The sequence below is a fragment of the Shimazuella sp. NTD248 genome (genome assembly GCF_059510395.1).
The window spans coordinates 1-19,190 of record NZ_JCAJZT010000004.1 but is presented as its reverse complement, the minus strand read 5'-3'; the positions used below and the strand labels follow the sequence as shown (position 1 = coordinate 19,190).

At 38.2% G+C, this 19,190-nt stretch carries 21 protein-coding genes, 2 tRNA genes and 1 other RNA gene; 18 read left to right on the top strand and 6 right to left on the bottom strand.

What is annotated here, in order from left to right:
* Positions 1-113: 113 nt before the first annotated feature.
* Positions 114-1,958 (top strand): asparagine synthase (glutamine-hydrolyzing), encoded by a 1,845-nt coding sequence (gene asnB / locus AC5WOE_RS09705; RefSeq protein WP_496052512.1) that lies wholly within the window; start codon positions 114-116, stop codon positions 1,956-1,958.
* A gap of 115 nt (positions 1,959-2,073) precedes the next feature.
* The gene (gltX, locus tag AC5WOE_RS09700; protein WP_496052511.1) at positions 2,074-3,570 is read left to right on the top strand and encodes a glutamate--tRNA ligase; all 1,497 of its coding nucleotides are present in this window, start codon (positions 2,074-2,076) and stop codon (positions 3,568-3,570) included.
* 171 nt (positions 3,571-3,741) lie between these two features.
* On the opposite strand, the gene AC5WOE_RS09695 is transcribed toward gltX, so the two are convergent.
* Positions 3,742-4,632 (bottom strand): RNA-guided endonuclease TnpB family protein, encoded by an 891-nt coding sequence (locus tag AC5WOE_RS09695; RefSeq protein ID WP_496052510.1) that lies wholly within the window; start codon positions 4,630-4,632, stop codon positions 3,742-3,744.
* A 182-nt stretch (positions 4,633-4,814) separates the two neighbouring features.
* Between AC5WOE_RS09695 and AC5WOE_RS09690 the strand changes: the two genes are divergently transcribed.
* The 7 genes from AC5WOE_RS09690 to AC5WOE_RS09660 all read left to right on the top strand — a co-directional run bounded on the left by AC5WOE_RS09690 (position 4,815) and on the right by AC5WOE_RS09660 (position 8,668).
* Positions 4,815-4,890, top strand: a tRNA-Arg gene (locus AC5WOE_RS09690).
* Between the two features lie 187 nt (positions 4,891-5,077).
* Entirely contained in the window at positions 5,078-5,986 is a 909-nt protein-coding gene (locus AC5WOE_RS09685) for a metal ABC transporter substrate-binding protein (protein ID WP_496052509.1), read from the top strand.
* A complete protein-coding gene (locus AC5WOE_RS09680) occupies positions 5,983-6,738 on the top strand; it encodes a metal ABC transporter ATP-binding protein (protein WP_496049995.1) in 756 nt (251 codons plus the stop codon). The genes AC5WOE_RS09685 and AC5WOE_RS09680 overlap by 4 nt, the downstream gene beginning before the upstream one ends.
* A 12-nt stretch (positions 6,739-6,750) precedes the next feature.
* Positions 6,751-7,620 carry a metal ABC transporter permease gene (locus AC5WOE_RS09675; RefSeq protein ID WP_496052508.1) on the top strand — a complete coding sequence of 290 codons (870 nt, stop codon included), beginning with the start codon at positions 6,751-6,753 and terminating at the stop codon, positions 7,618-7,620.
* Positions 7,620-8,036 carry a Fur family transcriptional regulator gene (locus AC5WOE_RS09670; protein WP_496049993.1) on the top strand — a complete coding sequence of 139 codons (417 nt, stop codon included), beginning with the start codon at positions 7,620-7,622 and terminating at the stop codon, positions 8,034-8,036. The genes AC5WOE_RS09675 and AC5WOE_RS09670 overlap by 1 nt, the downstream gene beginning before the upstream one ends.
* An 11-nt stretch (positions 8,037-8,047) precedes the next feature.
* The gene (tadA, locus tag AC5WOE_RS09665) at positions 8,048-8,530 is read left to right on the top strand and encodes a tRNA adenosine(34) deaminase TadA (protein ID WP_496052507.1); all 483 of its coding nucleotides are present in this window, start codon (positions 8,048-8,050) and stop codon (positions 8,528-8,530) included.
* A 48-nt stretch (positions 8,531-8,578) separates the two neighbouring features.
* Positions 8,579-8,668, top strand: a tRNA-Ser gene (locus AC5WOE_RS09660).
* A gap of 53 nt (positions 8,669-8,721) precedes the next feature.
* Here the strand turns inward: AC5WOE_RS09660 and AC5WOE_RS09655 are convergent.
* Together AC5WOE_RS09655 and AC5WOE_RS09650 are read right to left on the bottom strand one after the other, a co-directional pair.
* On the bottom strand, positions 8,722-9,420 hold the full coding sequence (locus AC5WOE_RS09655; protein WP_496049991.1) for a DUF6022 family protein: 699 nt from the start codon (positions 9,418-9,420) through the stop codon (positions 8,722-8,724).
* Positions 9,421-9,441: 21 nt separating this feature from the next.
* Positions 9,442-10,239 carry an N-acyl homoserine lactonase family protein gene (locus AC5WOE_RS09650; RefSeq protein ID WP_496049990.1) on the bottom strand — a complete coding sequence of 266 codons (798 nt, stop codon included), beginning with the start codon at positions 10,237-10,239 and terminating at the stop codon, positions 9,442-9,444.
* 95 nt (positions 10,240-10,334) lie between these two features.
* On the opposite strand from AC5WOE_RS09650, the gene AC5WOE_RS09645 reads away from it, so the two are divergent.
* From AC5WOE_RS09645 to AC5WOE_RS09635, 3 genes are all read left to right on the top strand, one after another.
* Positions 10,335-11,045, top strand: coding sequence for a TetR/AcrR family transcriptional regulator C-terminal domain-containing protein (locus tag AC5WOE_RS09645; protein ID WP_496049989.1), 711 nt, complete (start codon positions 10,335-10,337; stop codon positions 11,043-11,045).
* Positions 11,046-11,321: 276 nt separating this feature from the next.
* Positions 11,322-11,915 carry a VC0807 family protein gene (locus tag AC5WOE_RS09640; protein WP_496049988.1) on the top strand — a complete coding sequence of 198 codons (594 nt, stop codon included), beginning with the start codon at positions 11,322-11,324 and terminating at the stop codon, positions 11,913-11,915.
* Between the two features lie 21 nt (positions 11,916-11,936).
* A complete protein-coding gene (locus AC5WOE_RS09635) occupies positions 11,937-12,518 on the top strand; it encodes a TetR/AcrR family transcriptional regulator (protein ID WP_496049987.1) in 582 nt (193 codons plus the stop codon).
* A 98-nt stretch (positions 12,519-12,616) separates the two neighbouring features.
* Here AC5WOE_RS09635 and AC5WOE_RS09630 read toward each other — a convergent pair whose 3' ends face one another.
* The 3 genes from AC5WOE_RS09630 to AC5WOE_RS09620 are packed head-to-tail and all read right to left on the bottom strand — an operon-like array spanning position 12,617 to position 14,072.
* On the bottom strand, positions 12,617-13,207 hold the full coding sequence (locus tag AC5WOE_RS09630; protein ID WP_496052506.1) for an ATP-dependent Clp protease proteolytic subunit: 591 nt from the start codon (positions 13,205-13,207) through the stop codon (positions 12,617-12,619).
* Between the two features lie 30 nt (positions 13,208-13,237).
* Positions 13,238-13,471, bottom strand: a complete 234-nt coding sequence (locus AC5WOE_RS09625; protein ID WP_496052505.1) for a hypothetical protein — start codon at positions 13,469-13,471, stop codon at positions 13,238-13,240.
* Positions 13,464-14,072, bottom strand: coding sequence for an ArsR/SmtB family transcription factor (locus tag AC5WOE_RS09620; protein ID WP_496052504.1), 609 nt, complete (start codon positions 14,070-14,072; stop codon positions 13,464-13,466). Before AC5WOE_RS09620 ends, AC5WOE_RS09625 begins: the two co-directional genes overlap by 8 nt.
* Positions 14,073-14,203: 131 nt before the next feature.
* Here AC5WOE_RS09620 and ffs point away from each other — a divergent pair.
* The 6 genes from ffs to AC5WOE_RS09590 all read left to right on the top strand — a co-directional run bounded on the left by ffs (position 14,204) and on the right by AC5WOE_RS09590 (position 19,082).
* Positions 14,204-14,469, top strand: an RNA gene (ffs, locus tag AC5WOE_RS09615) — signal recognition particle sRNA large type.
* A gap of 261 nt (positions 14,470-14,730) precedes the next feature.
* Positions 14,731-15,897 (top strand): two-component system sensor histidine kinase NtrB, encoded by a 1,167-nt coding sequence (locus AC5WOE_RS09610; protein ID WP_496052503.1) that lies wholly within the window; start codon positions 14,731-14,733, stop codon positions 15,895-15,897.
* Positions 15,898-15,978: 81 nt separating this feature from the next.
* Complete coding sequence (gene dnaX / locus AC5WOE_RS09605) at positions 15,979-17,589, top strand: DNA polymerase III subunit gamma/tau (RefSeq protein ID WP_496052502.1); 1,611 nt, start codon at positions 15,979-15,981, stop codon at positions 17,587-17,589.
* A gap of 21 nt (positions 17,590-17,610) precedes the next feature.
* Positions 17,611-17,922 (top strand): YbaB/EbfC family nucleoid-associated protein, encoded by a 312-nt coding sequence (locus AC5WOE_RS09600; protein WP_496049981.1) that lies wholly within the window; start codon positions 17,611-17,613, stop codon positions 17,920-17,922.
* Positions 17,923-17,936: 14 nt separating this feature from the next.
* Positions 17,937-18,533, top strand: coding sequence for a recombination mediator RecR (recR, locus tag AC5WOE_RS09595; protein WP_496049980.1), 597 nt, complete (start codon positions 17,937-17,939; stop codon positions 18,531-18,533).
* 276 nt (positions 18,534-18,809) lie between these two features.
* Positions 18,810-19,082 (top strand): pro-sigmaK processing inhibitor BofA family protein, encoded by a 273-nt coding sequence (locus AC5WOE_RS09590; protein ID WP_496049979.1) that lies wholly within the window; start codon positions 18,810-18,812, stop codon positions 19,080-19,082.
* Positions 19,083-19,190: the final 108 nt, after the last annotated feature.

Genomic DNA, 19,190 nt, shown 5'->3' with positions numbered 1-19,190 from the left:
TTCTTATTTTAGACAAATTTTTATTGTTTTCTCAAAATGAAAAATCGTCACCCTTTCCCTCCTCTTTCCATACGCTGAAGTAGACAGTTGCCTATGGGAAGGTGGGAACTTGGATGTGCGGGATAACAGGGTGGATTAATCTAGAACAAGACATAAGTAATCAAAAAGAGATATTAGATGCGATGAATATTCAAGTGGAGCATCGTGGTCCTGATGCTACTGGTACTTGGATTTCGGAGCATGTTGCACTTGGGCATCGCCGTTTATCGATAATCGATCCAGCAAATGGAATTCAACCGATGGTTAAGCAAATGGGAGAACAGAAGTATGTCATTGTTTACAACGGTGAGCTGTACAACATGGATGAGTTGCGAAGTACATTGCTTTCCAAAGGATATCATTTTACAACAAGATGTGATACCGAGCTGATACCGGCAGCTTTTTCTGCGTGGAGAGAAGATGCTCCAAAAGAGCTAAATGGTATCTTTGCTTTTGCGATTTGGGATGAATCGCGAGAGGAACTATTTATCGCGAGAGATCGGATTGGTGTAAAACCTTTATTTTACACAATAGTTGGTAGGTCACTATTGTTTGGATCAGAGTTAAAATCGATCTTAGCTCATCCAGATGTGCCAAAAGAAATCGATGAAGAAGGCTTAAATGAACTGCTTGTGATGGGGCCGGCCCGCACTCCTGGAGTTGGTATATTCCGCAATATACATGAATTAAAGCCAGGTCACTGGCTCAGATTCAATCGAGATGGACTAACGATTCGACCTTATTGGGAATTAGTAAGTGATTTTCATCAAGATGACTTGCCAACGACTATAGCAACAGTTAGAGAATTATTCCAAGATGCAGTAGGAAGACAATTGGTATCTGATGTGCCAATCGGTACAATGTTATCTGGAGGCTTGGATTCCAGTGCGATGGCAGCATATGCTGCTCATGTATTCAAACAAGAAAATCGAGGAATACTCCATACTTTTTCTGTTGATTATATCGATAATGATAAGTATTTTAAACAAAATGAATTTCAACCAAACCCAGATGCACCTTGGGTAAAAGTCATGGCTGAACATATAGGATCAGAGCATCACAATGTGATGTTAGATAATGAACAATTATACGAAACACTGATAGATGCAATGCGCGCTAGGGATTTACCAGGAATGGCTGATGTAGATGCATCTTTGATTTTATTTTCTAAAGCAATTAAAGAAGATTTAACGGTTGTTCTATCTGGGGAATGTGCGGATGAAGTTTTTGGAGGCTACCCATGGTTCCATCGGGATGAATTAGTGAATGCAGATACATTTCCCTGGGCTAGGTTGTCCCATCTACGGATTCCTTTTTTAAGACATGAGTTGGTAGAGCATATCAGACCATTGGATTACGTGGATAATCGTTATCAAGAAGCACTTTCTGAGGTACCGCGTCTACAAGAAGAAAGTGCAAAAGATGCTAGAATACGTGAGATTTTTTATTTGAGTTTGACAAGATGGATGCCCACCTTATTAGATAGAAAAGATCGGATGAGTATGGCTTGTGGCTTAGAAGTGAGGGTTCCATTTTGTGACCATAGATTGGTGGAGTACGTATGGAATGTTCCTTGGTCTATGAAGTATCTCGGGAATCGTGAAAAAGGTTTGCTGCGTCAAGCAGTATCACATCTACTGCCTAAAGAAGTGATGGAGAGAAAGAAAAGTCCTTATCCAAAGACACATCATCCAGGGTATCTCACTTTTGTGACACAAAAAATGCATGAACTAGTGGAAAACAACAATGCACCTATTTTTGAGCTTTTAGATCGGGAAAAAGTGAAAGGTTTTTTGGAAACTGACCTTAAAAATAAGCACCTTCCATGGTTTGGACAATTGATGAATGTACCAGCACTGCTTGCTTATTGGCTGCAATTAAACGAATGGCTTGTCTCGTATCGTGTTTCTATCAAATAGTCATCAATCAACTCCTTGTTCGCTGAAAAGAATGAGGAGTTTTTGTACGTCTTGATTGGAACTTATTCTGTGAAAATGATATACTTTTAGCACTCAAAGAGCAGAAAGCAGGGGTATGGAAATGACTGTAAGAGTCCGTTTTGCGCCTAGTCCTACGGGGCATTTGCATATTGGTGGGGCGCGGACCGCATTGTTTAACTATTTGTTTGCCAAAAAAATGGGTGGTTCTTACATACTAAGGATAGAAGACACAGATACGAGCCGAAACAAAGCTGATGCAGAAGAGAAGCTGATCCGTGCCTTTCGTTGGCTAGGTTTAGATTGGGATGAAGGTCCCGATATCGGTGGAAAGTATGGACCTTATCGAAGCATGGAACGCTTAAACAGCTATCAGCCTTATTTAGATAAATTAGTGGCAGAAGGTAACGCTTATCCATGTTTTTGTACCAAAGAAGAGTTAGAAGCAGAGCGAGAAGCAGCACAACAAAATGGTCAAACTCCAAGGTATTCTGGTAAATGTCGTCATCTGTCAAAAGAAGAACGACAAGCTAAAATTGATGCAAATGTGCCTTATACAATTCGTTTTGCCGTATCTGGAAATGATGAGATTACATTTCAAGATCATATTCGTGGAGATATGAGTTTTCAACGTGCCGATATTGAAGATTTTGTAATCTGTAAATCTGATGGTGTACCTACTTACCATTTTGCTGTTACCATCGATGATGCACTGATGGAGATTACACACGTGATTCGTGGAGAAGAACATCTTTCAAATACACCAAAACATGTGCTTTTATTCGAGGCTATTGGTTACTCCATCCCCGAATTTGCTCATATTCCACTCATCTTAAATGAAAACGGGAAAAAATTGTCCAAGCGTGACGAGACGATATTACAATTTATCGAGCAATATCACGACTTAGGTTATCTGCCTGATGCCGTTAACAACTATTTGGCATTATTGGGGTGGTCGCCTGGCGGGGAATACATCGAAGAAGAAATTTTTTCTTTGGAAAAGTTAGTAGAACTGTTCTCTCTTGATCGAATCAACAAAGCTGGAGCGATCTTCAATCAAGAAAAATTGATGTGGGTTAACAGTCAGTACATTAAAGCGATAGAACTTGAAAAATTGGTAGAACTAACAAAACCATATTTAGAAGAAGATGCAGGATATCAAATATATTTGAAGCAAAACGAACTTAACAGAGAGCAAGCTGAAGCAAGGACTCGTGAGTTAGTTGCTTTATTTCAAACAGCAATGTATCAACTAAGTGATATTCAATCTCTGACGAAACTCTTCACAGTAGAAGAAACACAATACGATGAAGAGGCGAATCAAGTGTTACAGCAAGAACAAGTTCCTGAAGTATTGGCATCATTTGCAAAGAAACTCAAGGAACTCACAGCGTATACGCCTACAGAAATTAAAAAAGCGCTAAAGGCAGTGCAAAAAGAAACAGGATTCAAAGGCAAACAACTATTTATGCCCATTCGTGCAACTACTACCGGTCAAATACATGGACCAGATTTGAATCAGACATTATATCTCCTCGGGAAAGAAAAAGTACTTGCTCGAATCGGTTATGTACAAAAACAAGTTGTTTCATAAAGCTCCTAGACGGAGCTTTTTTTGCTATAAATTATCGATGAAGTTGTATTCGTATTTACGAGTGTGACTCTTCTTCTATCTTCTTATTTATTTCTGTGTTTGACTACTCCGCACGGCTAAAGCCGTGGGATTCTTGGGTAATCCTCGGTAATCCAAGGAAGTTTACCAAGCTTAGACCGTGAGCCCCACGGCAAGTAACCTTTTTCCTTCGTTCAAAATGTTTTTGGCTGCATTGATATCTCGATCATGGTGAATACCACATTCTGGGCATGTCCATTCTCGCAGCTGAAGTTTCTTCACTTCTTTGTTTATATAGCCACAACTTGAACAAAGCTGACTGGATGGGAAGGTTTTCCCTACCCTTACCAATTTCCGTCCGTATTCTTTCGCTTTGTATTCTAACATCGTAACAAACTTCGACCACGAAGCATCGGTGATCGATTTCGCCAGCTTATGATTTTTCACCATGTTTTTTACTTGCAACGTTTCGATACTGATGACTTGGTTTTCGTTCACCAGTTTTATCGCCGGAGCGGATCGTAAGTAGCACCCCTCGCAAAGGATGGATATTTTGTATTTTCCGGTGGGAGTCCGACGGATCGTAGCAGACAAAATACGACCACTTACTTCTCGGGAGGGAACAAACTTTACCCAGCCTAGTTTCGGCAATTTGATTCGATTTCCCTCGATTTCGATGGTTGGTTTGCTATGTTTGGAATAGTTACACTGACTCGTATACGCATGGACCTGATTTTTTCTGCTTTTGAAACGCGGCGCATTGTTTTGCTTGCGAAAAAAACGCTGGAAGGCATCCACAAGGTGTTTCAGTGTGTTTTGCAAAGAAGTGGAATCGACTTCTTTTACCCACGCTAACTCCCGTTTTTTCTCCGTCAAGAAACGGGAACAGGTGGAATAGGAAAGCCCTTTTCCTGTTTCTTGATATACTTTGTTCCATTCTCCAAGAAAATGATTGAATACAAAACAGCTGCAGCCAATGGATTTGTGAATCATCGTCGCCTGTGCTTTGGTAGGTCGAAGCCGGTAAGAAAATGCTTTATGCATGAGATCACCCCCCTGTAGGAATTTTGCGAATATTGTAGATCATATGTTTGTTATTTGTCAAGTATATTTCAAATATAGTCAGGGTTGGGAAAGGCAAAAAAAGATTTTTCTAACACTCGCTTTCATCCCACGATTCAAACCTTGGGTTTTTTCGCTCGCAATGTTATAATAAGGCTTGATATGCGCCCGTAGCTCAGCGGATAGAGCACTCGTTTCCTAAACGAGGTGTCGGAGGTTCGAGTCCTCTCGGGTGCGCCAACTTTGGATATATTTAAAATTAGAAGACATCTATTGCAGCTAAAGCTGCTATTTTTTTTGTTTTTTCATCAATCTAAATACAATCATTTTAATTTTAAAACGTAATATTTACGATTTACATTTAATGTCGATATCGTTATAATTGTTTTTGATTAGGAAATAATAAGAGGTTGTTTGGAGGATCATGATGAAAAATAGAATAATTCTGCTTCTGGCTTTCGCTTTAGCGTTTGTACTTTTAGTTGGTTGTGGAAGGGAATCTCGCTCTTCCAAACCTCAAATTATTGTGTCCCTCTATCCACTCCAAGATTTTGCCCGGAAAATTGGAGGTAATTTAGTAGAGGTTACGAATATTGTACCACCAGGTACAGAGCCTCATGATTTTGATCCATCTCCACAAGACATGATTAAATTAAATAAGGCTGATTTATTTCTTTATAATGGGGCTGGATTAGAGGCATGGGTGAATCATGCTATATCGAATATCGATCAAACACATACCCTTGTTGTCAATACATCAGCTAAGCTACCTTTGAAAAAAGCACAAGACTCGACAGAACTTGATCAGGTATATGATCCTCATGTTTGGTTGAATCCATATATGGCGGAGCAACAAGCAAAAGTAATCTATGATTCCATGATAAAAATAGACCCGAAACACAAAAAAGAATTTACTGAAAACTATCAAAGGCTGAACAAGCAATTTATCGATCTTCAGAAATCTTATGAGAGTCTCCTGCATACGCCAGGGCGAGAATTTGTAACCTCTCATGCTGCATTTCGATACTTAGCAGATCAATATCATCTGAAACAAGTAGCGATTTCTGGTTTAAGCCCAGAAGATGAACCGAGTCCAAAAGAAGTAAAAAACCTTGTAGATATGCTGCGAAAACATAAAGCGAAAGTTGTTTTTTTTGAAACGTTAGTCAACAATAAACTGGCAGATACGGTGAAAAATGAGATTCATGCTGAGGCAATTGTGTTAAATCCATTGGAAGGTTTATCAGAACAAGAAATTGCTAATAAAGAAGATTATTTTTCGGTAATGAGAAATAATTTGGCTAATTTGAAGAAAGCATTAGGTGTTGCCAAATGAATAAATCAATTTTGCGGTTGGACAATGTATCCTATTCTTATCAACATCAATCGGTATTAGAAGATGTGACGTTATCTGTGGAAGAAGGGCAATTTCTTGGAATTGTTGGACCAAATGGTTCTGGAAAATCGACTTTACTAAAGATCGCATTGGGTGTATTAGAGCCGAGGAAAGGTACTGTCACCGTTTTTGGAAGCTCCATGCGGGAACAAAAACAGAAATATAATATTGGTTATGTTTCACAGAAGTCCAATAGTTTCCAACGGGATTTTCCTGCTACTGTTCAAGAAGTTATAGCGGCCGGCCTTGCATCCAAAAAAGGTATTATTCGTAGATATAATAAAAAAGATTATTTGTTGGTAGATGGAGTATTGGAGCAAGTTGGACTTCAACATTTGCGGAAAAGGAATATTGGACAACTTTCTGGAGGACAGCAGCAACGAGTTTTTATCGCACGAGCGATGATCAGTAAACCTAAGCTATTGATACTAGATGAGCCAACTGTTGGAATCGACAGAGAATCGACAAAGCAATTTTATGATTTATTACATCATCTGCATAAAAACAGCGGTCTGACTCTAATAATGGTCACACATGATATCGGAGTGGTAACAACTTTGGTAGACCGAGTAGCATGTTTAAATAAAAAACTATTCTTTCATGGGACAAGGTCTCTGTTTGTGAAACAAGAAAAAGAACTATTATCAAAAGCATACAATCATGATGTCCAAGTTATTAATCATCAGCACTGAGGAGAGAGAAAGTTGATTACTGATTTTTTAGAGTATGCCTTTTTGCAACATGCGCTTATTGCAGGGATGGTCGTTGGACTCGTTTCTCCTCTTGTGGGAATCTTTTTAGTTGTCCGACGCCTATCTTTAATCGCTGAAGCTCTATCCCATATTACCCTTTCCGGGGTTGCAGCTGGCCTTCTTCTGCAAAAGAATTTTACGTTGTTTGCGGGGATCAGTCCGTTGTTTGCAGGAATGAGTTTTGCTATTATCGGCTCTGTTGTTGTGGAACGAATCCGGCAATTTTATCGTTCTTTCCAAGAGCTGGCTATTCCGATTTTATTATCTGGTGGGATTGCAGTTGGAGTTGTTCTCATCGGTTTAGGCAATGGGTTTGGAGTAGATATTTCTGGCTTGCTATTTGGAAATATATTAGCAATTAATAAACAAGATTTGATTTTAATCAGCATAGTTGCATTTCTCGCTATTTGTTTTATTTATCTTTTTTTTAAAGAATTATTTGCCTTGGCTTTTGATGAAGAACATGCAGTATTGACAGGTATCCGGGGGAAATGGATTCATCTGATTTTTATGGTCTTGGTAGCGATGGTGATCTCTGTGGCAATTCGAGTGGTAGGGATATTACTCGTTTCTGCGTTGATGACTTTACCAGTAGCAACAAGTATGCAATTATCGCTCAGTTTCCGTAAAACTGCTTTCTTTTCTGTTTTATTTGCAGAGTTCTCTATTGTGGCAGGGTTAGTATTTGCATACTGGCTTGATATTGCTTCAGGTGGAGCGATCGTACTTGTTTCTATCGCATTATTGCTACTTGTGATCATCGGAAAGAAACTCATTTCTGTGCTACAATATAAGAAAGCGAATGTGCGAGGCGAAAGATAATGGATACAGTAACTGCCTTAGAAATGCTAAAGAAAAAAGGCTATAAATATACAGGTAAACGAGAGACGATGGTGCATATTTTTGAACGGGAAGCTCGTTATTTAAGTGCGAAGGAAATGTTGGAATATATGCAGCAAGATTATCCAAGTCTCAGTTTTGATACAGTATATCGCAACCTCTCTCTATTCGAACAGTATGGTATTTTGGAGGCTACTGAGTGGTCAGGGGAGAAAAAATATCGTCTAGCTTGTAGTGCTAACAACCATCATCACCACTTAATCTGTACCAATTGTGGTCGGACAACAGCAATTGATTTATGTCCAATGAATGCTATTTTGGGTGAACCGAAAAACTTTGAGATCACAGGTCATAAATTTGAGATATATGGACATTGTGGGGAATGCATGAAAAGCTAGGAGTGAAATAAATGAATCATGAAGATTATATGCTCTTAGCGATTGAGGAAGCAGAGAAAGCAGCTGCATTAAAAGAAGTTCCAATTGGGGCTGTTGTCGTATACCAAGATAGAGTGATTGGAAGAGGATTTAATTTGCGTGAGCAAAAACAAGATCCTCTTTTGCATGCGGAAATCTTGGCTATTCGGGAAGCTGCCAAATGTTTAGGCAGCTGGCGTCTGGAGGAATGTACGCTCTATGTTACATTGGAACCTTGTCCCATGTGTGCTGGAGCAATTTTGCAGGCACGTATCCCTCAATTAGTTTATGGGACGAGAGATCCCAAAGCAGGTTGTGTGGATAGTTTGTATCATTTATTAAACGATGAAAGATTTAACCATCAGACGACCGTGATAGATGGAGTATTACAAGAGACTTGCAGCCAAATGTTACGAACTTTTTTTCGATCACTTCGGGAAGAAAGGAAGCAAAAAAACAAGCAAACTCAATTATGACTTGAAATTAAAGCATAATCGTGTATAATATTTTTGTTATAGCGATTTGGAGAGGTGTCCGAGTGGTCGAAGGAGCTGGCCTCGAAATCCAGTGTAGTTTCAAAGCTACCGTGGGTTCGAATCCCACCCTCTCTGCCATAATGAATATGTTACAGAAAAAGACTCTAGTAAATAGAGTCCTTTTTTTATATTTATTTTTTTGGGTTTAGGGGTCTTTTGAAATATGCGATAATACGGTCTTGGTGAGGAACGATATTCACAAGTTCCCAGCCGTTTCGCCCCCAACTGGCAAGAGCGTAATCTACTGCACCCCCAAAAACTTGACCGCGGAAAGGTTTCAAGTAATCCCCTAAACTTATATCCACACTGTACTCCCACTGTTGCACTTCCTCTTTAGATGAATCTTGATAACCTTCGCTGGTCCAGTCATGAATGCGTGTAGTAGCAAGGGAAAGCATATTCATAATTTCATCGCGTTCCGTCACTTCTAGTGAAAATATATGCGGCGCTTTAGGAAGATAAAATCGTGTATGAGAATGATAAAGTTGTAATACCAGAGTTCCTAAAGGTGTTCCATCGTTTTGCTTAATAACATACCAGATACACCTCTCACGTTCTTCGGGTGGCCCCCAGTTTTCAATGGAATCGCCCATTTGAAAGCCTTTCTTTACAATAAAACCGGTATCTAACAGTTCATTTTGGATTGGCTCCATAAATTTCTGTACATAAACTCCATACGCACGGTCACCATACTTCTCATGAATTTGTTGTAATTCCTGTTGATTTTCGTGTAATATCGTTTCCCATGTCTCTTTTACATACTGTTTTGCATATCGAATGATGTTGTTTATAGTGTTTTCTTTCTCTATAAATTGTTTTAAATTTTTCATAAATGACTTACTCCTTTTATTTTAATAAATACCATATTTCACAGAAGGATCATGATTTGCAATGACAGCAACACAGTCATCTCTCTTGGAGAAATCAGAAATCCATTGCAAAGATTGCAGTGCTTGTTGATCATTTGTTGTATTGCCAGGTAGTATGGGTTGATCCCAAGATTTTTTAGAATATCCTGCATCAGAAGCAAGGAGCAGCCAGCCGTTTTGAACACGAGCAACCACCGAGACCAAGCCATCCGTGTGTCCAGGTGTAAAAACAAGATAAACTAGCCCATCATCAAATAAATCTTTTCCTAGCTGGTAAGGACCGAAAGGGATAGGGTCTAATTTAAAAGGTTCAAACGCAATCCCCTCACACCTTGCTTTTTGAAAGGATTTTGCTCCATTCCATTCAGGTTCACTAACTAGAAAGGATTTTGCATCAGCAAGAAGGTGAATTCCACTGATATGATCAATATCTAAATGTGAAATCACAACATAATCGATATTTTTTACAGATTGCCTTTTTGATGCCAATTGTTCTTTTATCGACTGCCCTGATGGTAAGTGAGGATGACAAAATTTATATGCGTGTCCTAAGTGCTCTTCTGGACGAGTGCGTACATCTTCACTCCAGCCGGCATCAATGACTACTGTTCCTTTTGGATGTTCGATTAAATAACAAGATACAGGAATACATAGTTGATACTTCTCAGGTCTTTGGTCAACAAATGGCACATGATCAAGGTCAAGATCTTTATAAGCCAATCGACGGTCGACTTTTACGTTACCACAATGCATTACATGTACTTTTACAAAATTACTCATAATTTAGCACCACCACGAATTTTAACGATGTTAAATTTAATTAACAGTGTTAGAATAATAGAGTATTAATCATTTGTCAAGTAAAGGAGTTAAAAATGTCTAAAAGTATTGAAAAAATAATTGGCTACTCAACAGAAGAGTCTGTACATCCATTGAGTCGAGATCGAATCGTAAAAGCAGCCTTGCAATTATTACTACAGATGAGCTTAAAAGAACTAAGTATGAGGAAAATAGCAAGTAAACTGGATGTTAAGGCAGCAGCTTTGTATTACCATGTAAAAAATAAAGATGAACTTTTACAATTATTAGCAGATGAGATAAGTGTACAGATGGGTGAAGAATGGTTAAATCCTTCTCTAACTTGGAGAGAACAATTAGTGGAATGGTCTTCAACTTTTCGTAATGCATTAAAAGCCTATCCAAGTGCAGTAGATATTTTTACAGAAACAATAGCAATGAGTTATCATCGTTTATTACAAATTGAATGGTTATACAGCGTTTTGGCAAAAGCTGGTTTTGGAGATGAACAAATTCCTTGGGCTGCTTCAATGCTTAAAAACCATGTAGTTGGTTTTGTAGCAGAAGAAGTTCGTAAAACTGGATTTGCAGATGAAAAAGAAGCAGAAAGTACAGAAGGGTCTGAAAAATTTACTTCTTTTTTTGAGAATCTTCCCAGTGATCAATTTCCCCAAATGATTCGTCTGGCAAAAGTAACAACAAATCCGGATTGGGAAAAAGAATTTCAGTTCGGAATAAGGGTTCTATTAGACGGGTTTGAAAAACGATTAAAAAAAGAAAATAAATAGCGAATGAAAGTACCTTATTAAGCAGACATATGAAAAATAGTCTACCTATAGGGTACTTTCTCGTATATAAGGATTTTATAGTGATCAAAAAATTCTTTACATACCGCCAGTCGGTGTGGTACGATGATTTCAGACAAACCAACTGGCGGTACTACATCAAAGGAGAATGAACCATGGATAATAAAACATATCAACTGATTTTTCATGATTTAGATCAAGAGCATCCACATCTGCGATTGCAAGTAAAAGGGAACGTCCCCAATATGGAGGCTTCACATGAAAAAAGGTAAATCAGAAATCATTATCACGATTGTTATCAATATCGCATTGCCTTATCTCATCTACACACTTTTGAAAGATCATACTTCCAATGTGGTAGCATTATCCATTGCAGCTTGTGTCCCATTGTTAGATTCTGTTTATCACCTGATAAAAGATAAAAAATTCGACGCATTCTCTTCTTTTATTTTCTTAGGCATTGTACTTGGAGTTATTGCTGCATTAATTGGTGGAGATGAACGCTTTATTCTATTGCGGGAATCTTATGTAACAGGGGTTATGGGCATATTATTTCTTGCTTCTTTGTTGTTCGACAAACCACTCATCTATCATTTTGCAGTAAGATTTACTCCCGATAGTGATATCATTGCAAAACGTTGGGAAGAAGAGCACGGATTTCGTCGTTCTATGAGACTAATGTCTCTTGTTTGGGGAGTTGGACTAGTCATTGAAGCATTAGTCAAAGTGGTACTTGTTTATAATCTGACCATTCCAACTGCGCTGTGGGTTTCCCCAATAGTACAGTATGTTATCATCGCGTTGTTGATTGTTTGGAATATACGCTATGTGAAAAGTAAACACAGAGCTTAAAATTAAAGGGATGTATAAAAAATGAAACAAAATGAGTTGAATCCAACATTACGTTTGTTATTAGATACAACAGAGGAATTAATTTTAGAAAGAGGATGTCAACGTACTACTTTACAAGACATTTTGCAAAAAACAGGTGTATCGAAAGGCGCTATTTACCACTATGTAAATAGTAAAGATGAGCTTTTTGCCCTGATCTTAAAACAAAAACTAGTTCAAGTAGATGAACAATTCAATAAAGAAGTTTCCACTGCTAACGACGGAAATGAACCATTTAGAGGAATAGCTGGGCGTTTTAATAAAATCGCAAATACAGATAGTGTATCTAATCTAATCTTTATTTACTTACTCAGTAAAATGGAGAACCAAGCTATTCGAGAAACATTACAAAATTTACATGAAAGTGCAGTGCAAATGGGATCAGGGTGGATAAATGTTGGAAAAGAACATGGAGTTATTCCAAAAGAAGCAGATGAGGAAAAATTAAGCGAAATGTTCAATGTTTTTAAGTATGGACTTGTGGTGCAAAATTTAATTGCAAAAAATGACAAGTTAGATGAGATGGATATCTATCAGTTGCTTATACAGAATCTAAAAAAATAATATTTTGAGAAGTTATTTAATAGCAGTGGAAATTAAATAAGAGGACCCCTGTTTATTTAGAGGTTCTCTTGGAGTGTATTTTCTATCATGCTATTGATCTATTTTAAATCTTCTCTTTCAATGACTTTGTCAATTATTCCATATGCTAATGCTTCTTTTGCATCCAAGTAGTTATCGCGATCTGTGTCCTGTTCAATTTCCTCGATTGTTTTCCCACAGCGTTCCGCGTAGATTTTATTCAGTGTATTTCTCGTCTTCAACATGTTTTTTGCACGAATTTCAATATCGCTTGCTTGACCATTTATTTGTTGTACCCATGGTTGATGAATTAATATTTCAGCATTTGGTAAAGCCATCCGTTTTCCTTTTGCACCGCCAATGAGGATCGTAGCACCCATGGAAGCAGCGAAACCTACAGCAATGGTAGATATATCAGGTTTAATAAATTGCATAGTGTCAAAGATTGCAAGTCCTGCTGTTACAGAACCGCCTGGGGAGTTGATAAACATTTGAATATCTTTTTCCTCATCTTCAGCGGCGAGAAAGAGCAATTGAGCAATAACGGCATTTGCAACTTGGTCGTCAACTGCTGATCCCAAAAAAACAATCCGATCTTTAAGCATTCGAGAGTAAATATCATAAGTTCTTTCTCCATACTTAGTTTGTTCAATAATATAAGGGATTTGCATGGTATACCATCCTCTCTATTTTACTATTGATTACGCAGCAAACTGCATACGGGTAGAAGAGTGATTTTGTGTTCTGCCAAATCCAGAAGAAATAATTTTTAATTTAACTTCCTCTTTTTCTGTATGAATGGCTAATTCTTGGTGGATAGCTTCTTGATGTTTTTGCGGAAATTTCACTACATTGCCAGTTGTACTTGCTGATGTTGTTGTTTGCCAAACAATGGTAGATTGGGTCTTTCCAGCAGAAACTCGTTTTTTATTCATTTGTATCACTACTCCCTTGATCTGGATCAGGATAAACAGATAATAAAATTTGATAAGGGTTTGTATGATCTTTTTTTGTCTGGTATCTCTTCACCAAATTTTCAACCAAAGATACATAATCTTCCACAAATTGTTCCCTTACGGATTCATTCGCTAAGTTTACTTGCATTTGCAGGGAAGCACTTGGTATTACTTCATTTTGATCGGATTGTTCCATCAGCAAAAGTGCATCCTGTTTCATACGCTCTGAAGTGTGTATCAGGTGGAGAAGAGAGCCTTGATCTTTCATTTTTTGAATGGTGTCTTTTCCTATGGAGAGTGACTCTGACAGTAGAAATGTTTTGGCAATACTTTGATAGAGCACCTCCACCAAATTCCTCACTTGGCGAGTACCAACTTTGGTCACTAATCCTACCTTTTGCAGTGTTTTCAGATGATAATTGATGCGTTGCGGGGTTTCTTTTAACTTTTTCGCTACTTCTGTTGCTGAACCCGGTTGCTTTAATTGAGCTAAAATTTCTGCTCGCAAAGGATTTATCAGGGCAGAAGCTTGCTCAGGTAATTCAATTAAATACGTTTCTTGTAGTGGCTGTTTCATCATAAAAATTCACCTTCTTAAAACATAACTTCTACGTAAAAATAATTTATTACATAAAAATAAATTTGTCAATAAATTTGCAACCAAATAACGGATGTTGTTGTTTGTCTCAATTTGTGTTAAGATAGTTTTTGCCGTGCTAGATGGGGAGGTGGCGGTGCCCTGTAACTCGCAATCCGCCTTAGCGGGGTTGAATTCCTATCCGAGGCTTATTCTGTGTGAGGCTTGGCCTTTCTGGACAGTGTTGACGATTGGGTCCTGCGCAACGAGTACTTCTGAACCGTGTCAGGTCCTGACGGAAGCAGCACTAAGGTTGACCACTTGTGTGCCGTAGGGTTGCCTGATTTGAGCTGAAAGGGAAGTTACCGCTTGGACAGATAAGTCAAAGATAGGTGCGCGGTTTACATATGCAAAAAGAGATTTTGCCAATATAGATGTGTAGAAAAACCAGTCTAGTGAATAGATCACTAAGCTGGTTTTTTTTATATATAATAATGGAAAATATATACAAAAAAGAAGGAAGAAAGGCAAAAAAAGAGAATCTAAGTAATAGTAACTTTGCACTATTTGCACCTTTGTCATGTTGATTTGTATGCAGGATGATAAATAATTTCTTTTCTGGACTGGTGGTTGTTCGTATGGTTTCAAGGGAAGTGATAGTGTGGTGGAATCAATGATCCATGCAGACGCTAGTATCGTTAGGAGATCCGAAGATCCCCCTTCTTATCCGGTGGTACATTCTTATCCATTTCCACACTACGAGCATATGACAGATCTTTTTTCACAATTGCAGATTGGAATTTGGTTAGTTGATCAGCGAGGCTCTATTGTTGAGTTGAATAACATTTCAAGTCGATATCTTGGATTAGATCGCGATGCTGTATTATACCGTCCCATTGACCACGTCATTACACAACTTGATCCCTCACAGCCGAACTACAAACAATTTATCTCTTTCCTTACCAGTACACATCCACAGCAAAATGAAATGGAACTTGAATGGGAAACTGCTGAAGGCAGGCATCTTTTTCTTGTTCGGAGAAGGCGAATCCAAAATATTGAATCCAATTTTAATGGAGATCTTTTTATGATGGAAAATAAGACTGAATTTGATTCGCTCGCCAAACAAGCACAATTGAGTAACCGGTTGGCAACAATCGGGCAAATAGCAGCCGGAACGGCCCATGAAATAAGAAATCCGCTTACTTCCATACGCGGTTTTTTACAAGTAATTGGTCATAAGTTAAAAGAAAACGGCCAACAAAAAGAACATGCTTATATTGATATCATGTTAAAAGAAATAAATCGTATCAATAGCCTTGTTAGTGAGTTTTTAATGTTGAGTAAACCTCGGCTCGTAAACAGGCAAACTTCTACCATTATGCTTCAAGAAGCAATAGATGAGATTCTCCTCATTGTTCAGAGTGAAGCTACTTTACATAATATTGATCTCCAATATCAACAAGAAGTAGAAGGAGCTCTCTTTATAGAAGCAGATAGTGAATTAATCAAGCAAGTATTTCTCAACTTGTGTAAAAACGCAATTGAAGCCATGGTGAGTGATGGAGTGCTCTCCATTTGTATTCGTATAGATGAGCTAGGGCAATGTGCAGTGGTAGAAATAGCTGATCAAGGACCTGGTATTCCGAGATGTATGATGGAAAAAGTTTTTGATCCTTTTTATACAACAAAAGAAAATGGAACAGGACTCGGTTTACCTATTTGTAAACAAATCCTGAGAGAACTAAATGGCAAAATGGAGGTTTGCTCCGATGAAAAAGGTACTACCTTTTATATTTATTTGCCACTTGCAACCCTCTCTTCATGAGATGGGTTGTTTTTTTGGAAAGAGTATGTAAGATGTAGTATGATGAGAGTTGAATTTAATAAATAGGATGGTGTTTTCCCTATGTCCTATCGAGCATTATATCGGGTTTGGAGACCGCAGCATTTTCGCGACTTGGTTGGGCAGGAACATGTCACTACTACCTTAGCAAACTCACTAACAGGGGGGCAGATTTCACATGCTTACTTGTTTAGTGGTCCAAGAGGGACAGGGAAAACTAGTGCAGCTAAGATATTTGCCAAAGCAGTCAACTGTCAACATGGGCCAGCCGCAGAACCATGTAACGAGTGCGAATCGTGCAGAGCTATCACAGAAGGGTCTTTATTAGATGTGATTGAAATTGATGCAGCTTCTAATCGTGGTGTAGACGAGATTCGTGATCTTCGCGATAAAGTTAAATACGCACCCACAGAAGTACGATACAAAGTATATATTATTGATGAAGTTCATATGTTGACGACTGAAGCATTTAATGCCTTACTTAAAACTCTGGAAGAGCCACCTTCACACGTTATATTTATTCTTGCAACTACAGAACCACATAAATTACCAGCAACGATTATCTCAAGGTGTCAACGGTTTCCTTTTCGGCGTATCCCTCATCAGCGAGTGGTACAGAGGCTGCAACATGTTGCGGAGCAAGAAGGAATTTCTGCTGATTTGGCTGCATTGGAGCAGATTGCTCGTGTTGCAGATGGAGGTCTCAGGGATGCTTTAAGTTTATTGGATCAAGCAATCTCTTTTTCCGAGAAGGCTTTGACTGAAGAAGTCGTTCTTTCCATTATTGGAGGAGTTTCCGAACATTCTCTTCTCCAACTATTAACTTACTTACAGGAAAAAGATCGATCTGCGGCATTGAGCCAGATAGCTGATTTTATCATCTATGGCATAGAAGTTGATCAAGTTGTACAGGACTTATTACTAGTCACAAGAGATCTTTTGTTAGCTAAAACAGCTGTGGAAAAAGCGAGTATTTCGGAAACAATTAAAAATCAGTCATCTCGGTATCAATCTGAAGAACTAATGCGCTGGATTGAACAATTGGTATTGATAGAACAGCAATTAAAATGGGTAAATTATCCACAAATATTATTAGAACTTTTTATATTGAAACAAACAAGTACTTCTATTTCTAAACAACAAGAAGGGATAGACTCTATTTATGAACAACCTCCACAGAAGGTGGAGAAAGTAGCATCAGTAGAGCAAGTGGTGGAACAAAAGGAAGAGGTTCCTAAGGTTCAAAAAGCACCTGCAAAAACAACAAATCATAATCAAGGTTCAAGAAATTCGTCCATTAATCCAGAGATTAGCCGTATATGGCCGGATATTTTGTATGCTATTAAACAACAACGTGTAACCCTTCACGCATGGTTAGCTGATGGTGAAATTGTGGAAACATCAGACTATGCCATCACTATTGCGATGAAAGGCGCTTTCCATCGAGATACTGTTTTAAAACCAGAAAATAAAAAGCTCATTGAACAAGAACTGGAAAAGATTTTCCATAAAACATATGAATTAAAGGCTTGGACCCGAGAGGAATGGGAAAGCCAAAGAGGGAAAGATGAGATTTCTATTACGACTCCTGCTGAAACAAAGGATTTCGATGATGATATAGTAAAGAAGGCTATTTCGCTTTTCGGTGAAGAATTGGTTACAATAGAAAAATAAATGTTGAGAGGATAAGATCGTATGAAGCAAATGAATCAAATGATGAAACAAATGAAAAAAATGCAAGATCAGTTGATGAAAGCACAGCAAGAATTAGAAGCAAAAGAGTTTGAAGGAACAGCCGGCGGTGGAGTAGTAAAAGTCACAGTGAACGGTAAAAAACAAGTAGTAGGTTTGAATATCCAACCAGATGTAGTAGATCCAGATGATGTGGAGATGCTGCAAGATTTAATTATCGCTGCATTTAATGAGGCACAAAAACAAGTGGACGATGCAACCTCTAAAGACTTAGGCAAGCTTACTGGCGGATTAAATATTCCAGGGCTTTTTTAGGCAGGTGAACACCGTTGTATTTACCTGAGCCTATAGTTAACCTTATCGATGGATTTCAGCGATTACCGGGAATTGGTGCTAAAACGGCACAGAGATTAGCCTTTACTATTTTAAAAATGGATGATGAAGATGTGGCAGATTTTGCCCAAGCATTAATTCAAGTGAAACGTGACTTGAAAGTTTGCACGGTTTGTCAGAACATATCCGATCAAGATATATGTCTTATTTGCCAAGATAAAAGCAGAGACCGCTCCGTTATCTGTGTGATACAAGAAACAAAAGATTTGATAGCGATGGAGAGAACCAAAGAGTTTAATGGCATGTACCATGTATTAGGTGGTGCCATCTCTCCTATTGAAGGAATAGGACCTGAGCAACTTAAAATTCCTGCGCTTTTAGAACGTTTATCCGATGAAAAAGTAAAAGAACTCATTTTGGCAACTAACCCCAATATGGAAGGAGAGGCGACCGCAATGTATTTATCTCGTCTCGTCAAGCCATTTGGAATCAAGGTTACTCGTATAGCACATGGTCTGCCAGTCGGTGGCGATCTGGAATACGCAGATGAGGTTACTTTAACGAAAGCATTGGAAGGAAGAAGAGAAATATAGGTTTTTTTCATTCTTGTGACAATCCAATAATAAACAAAAGTCATTTTTCTTTCACAGAAGAGTGGCTTTTTTATTTGTGGAAGTTTTCGTAATAGGGAAGAGGGGAAGGAAAGACCTTCAACTTATTCATCTTTGGTTATCACTGTATTTAAAGTTAGATCACACATTCTAAACTAGAAATTTTACTTAGATCATTGTTAGAAAGTGGTACTGAATGAGACACTTGTCCCATAGAAATAAAGATAAGTGGATTTATGGGATAAGAGGTGGGGCTAAGTGTTAGAACTAAAGTGGTGGCTTATTGCAGGTGTTGGTGGTGTGCTTTTTTTTATGCTGATCAGTAGGTCGGTAAAACAACCTTTGATTTGGTTGTGGCAGGGAATTCTATATTCGGCAATTGGAAGTCTAATTATCTTTTTGATAAATTTTATTGGACAATCATTTCACTTTTCATTACCAATCAATTTCCTTACAGCTATTGCAGTAGGTTTTTTAAGAATTCCTGGCTTAGCATATATCGTAGCAGTGAAATTATTGGTATTACCTTAGTTATTTTTCCTCCATACATTAGACATGGAGGAATCTTTGATTGGGTATCAAGAAATGGTTGGATGAAAGTGAATTCCATGCATAAAACCAAGAGAGTAAAATAAAAAT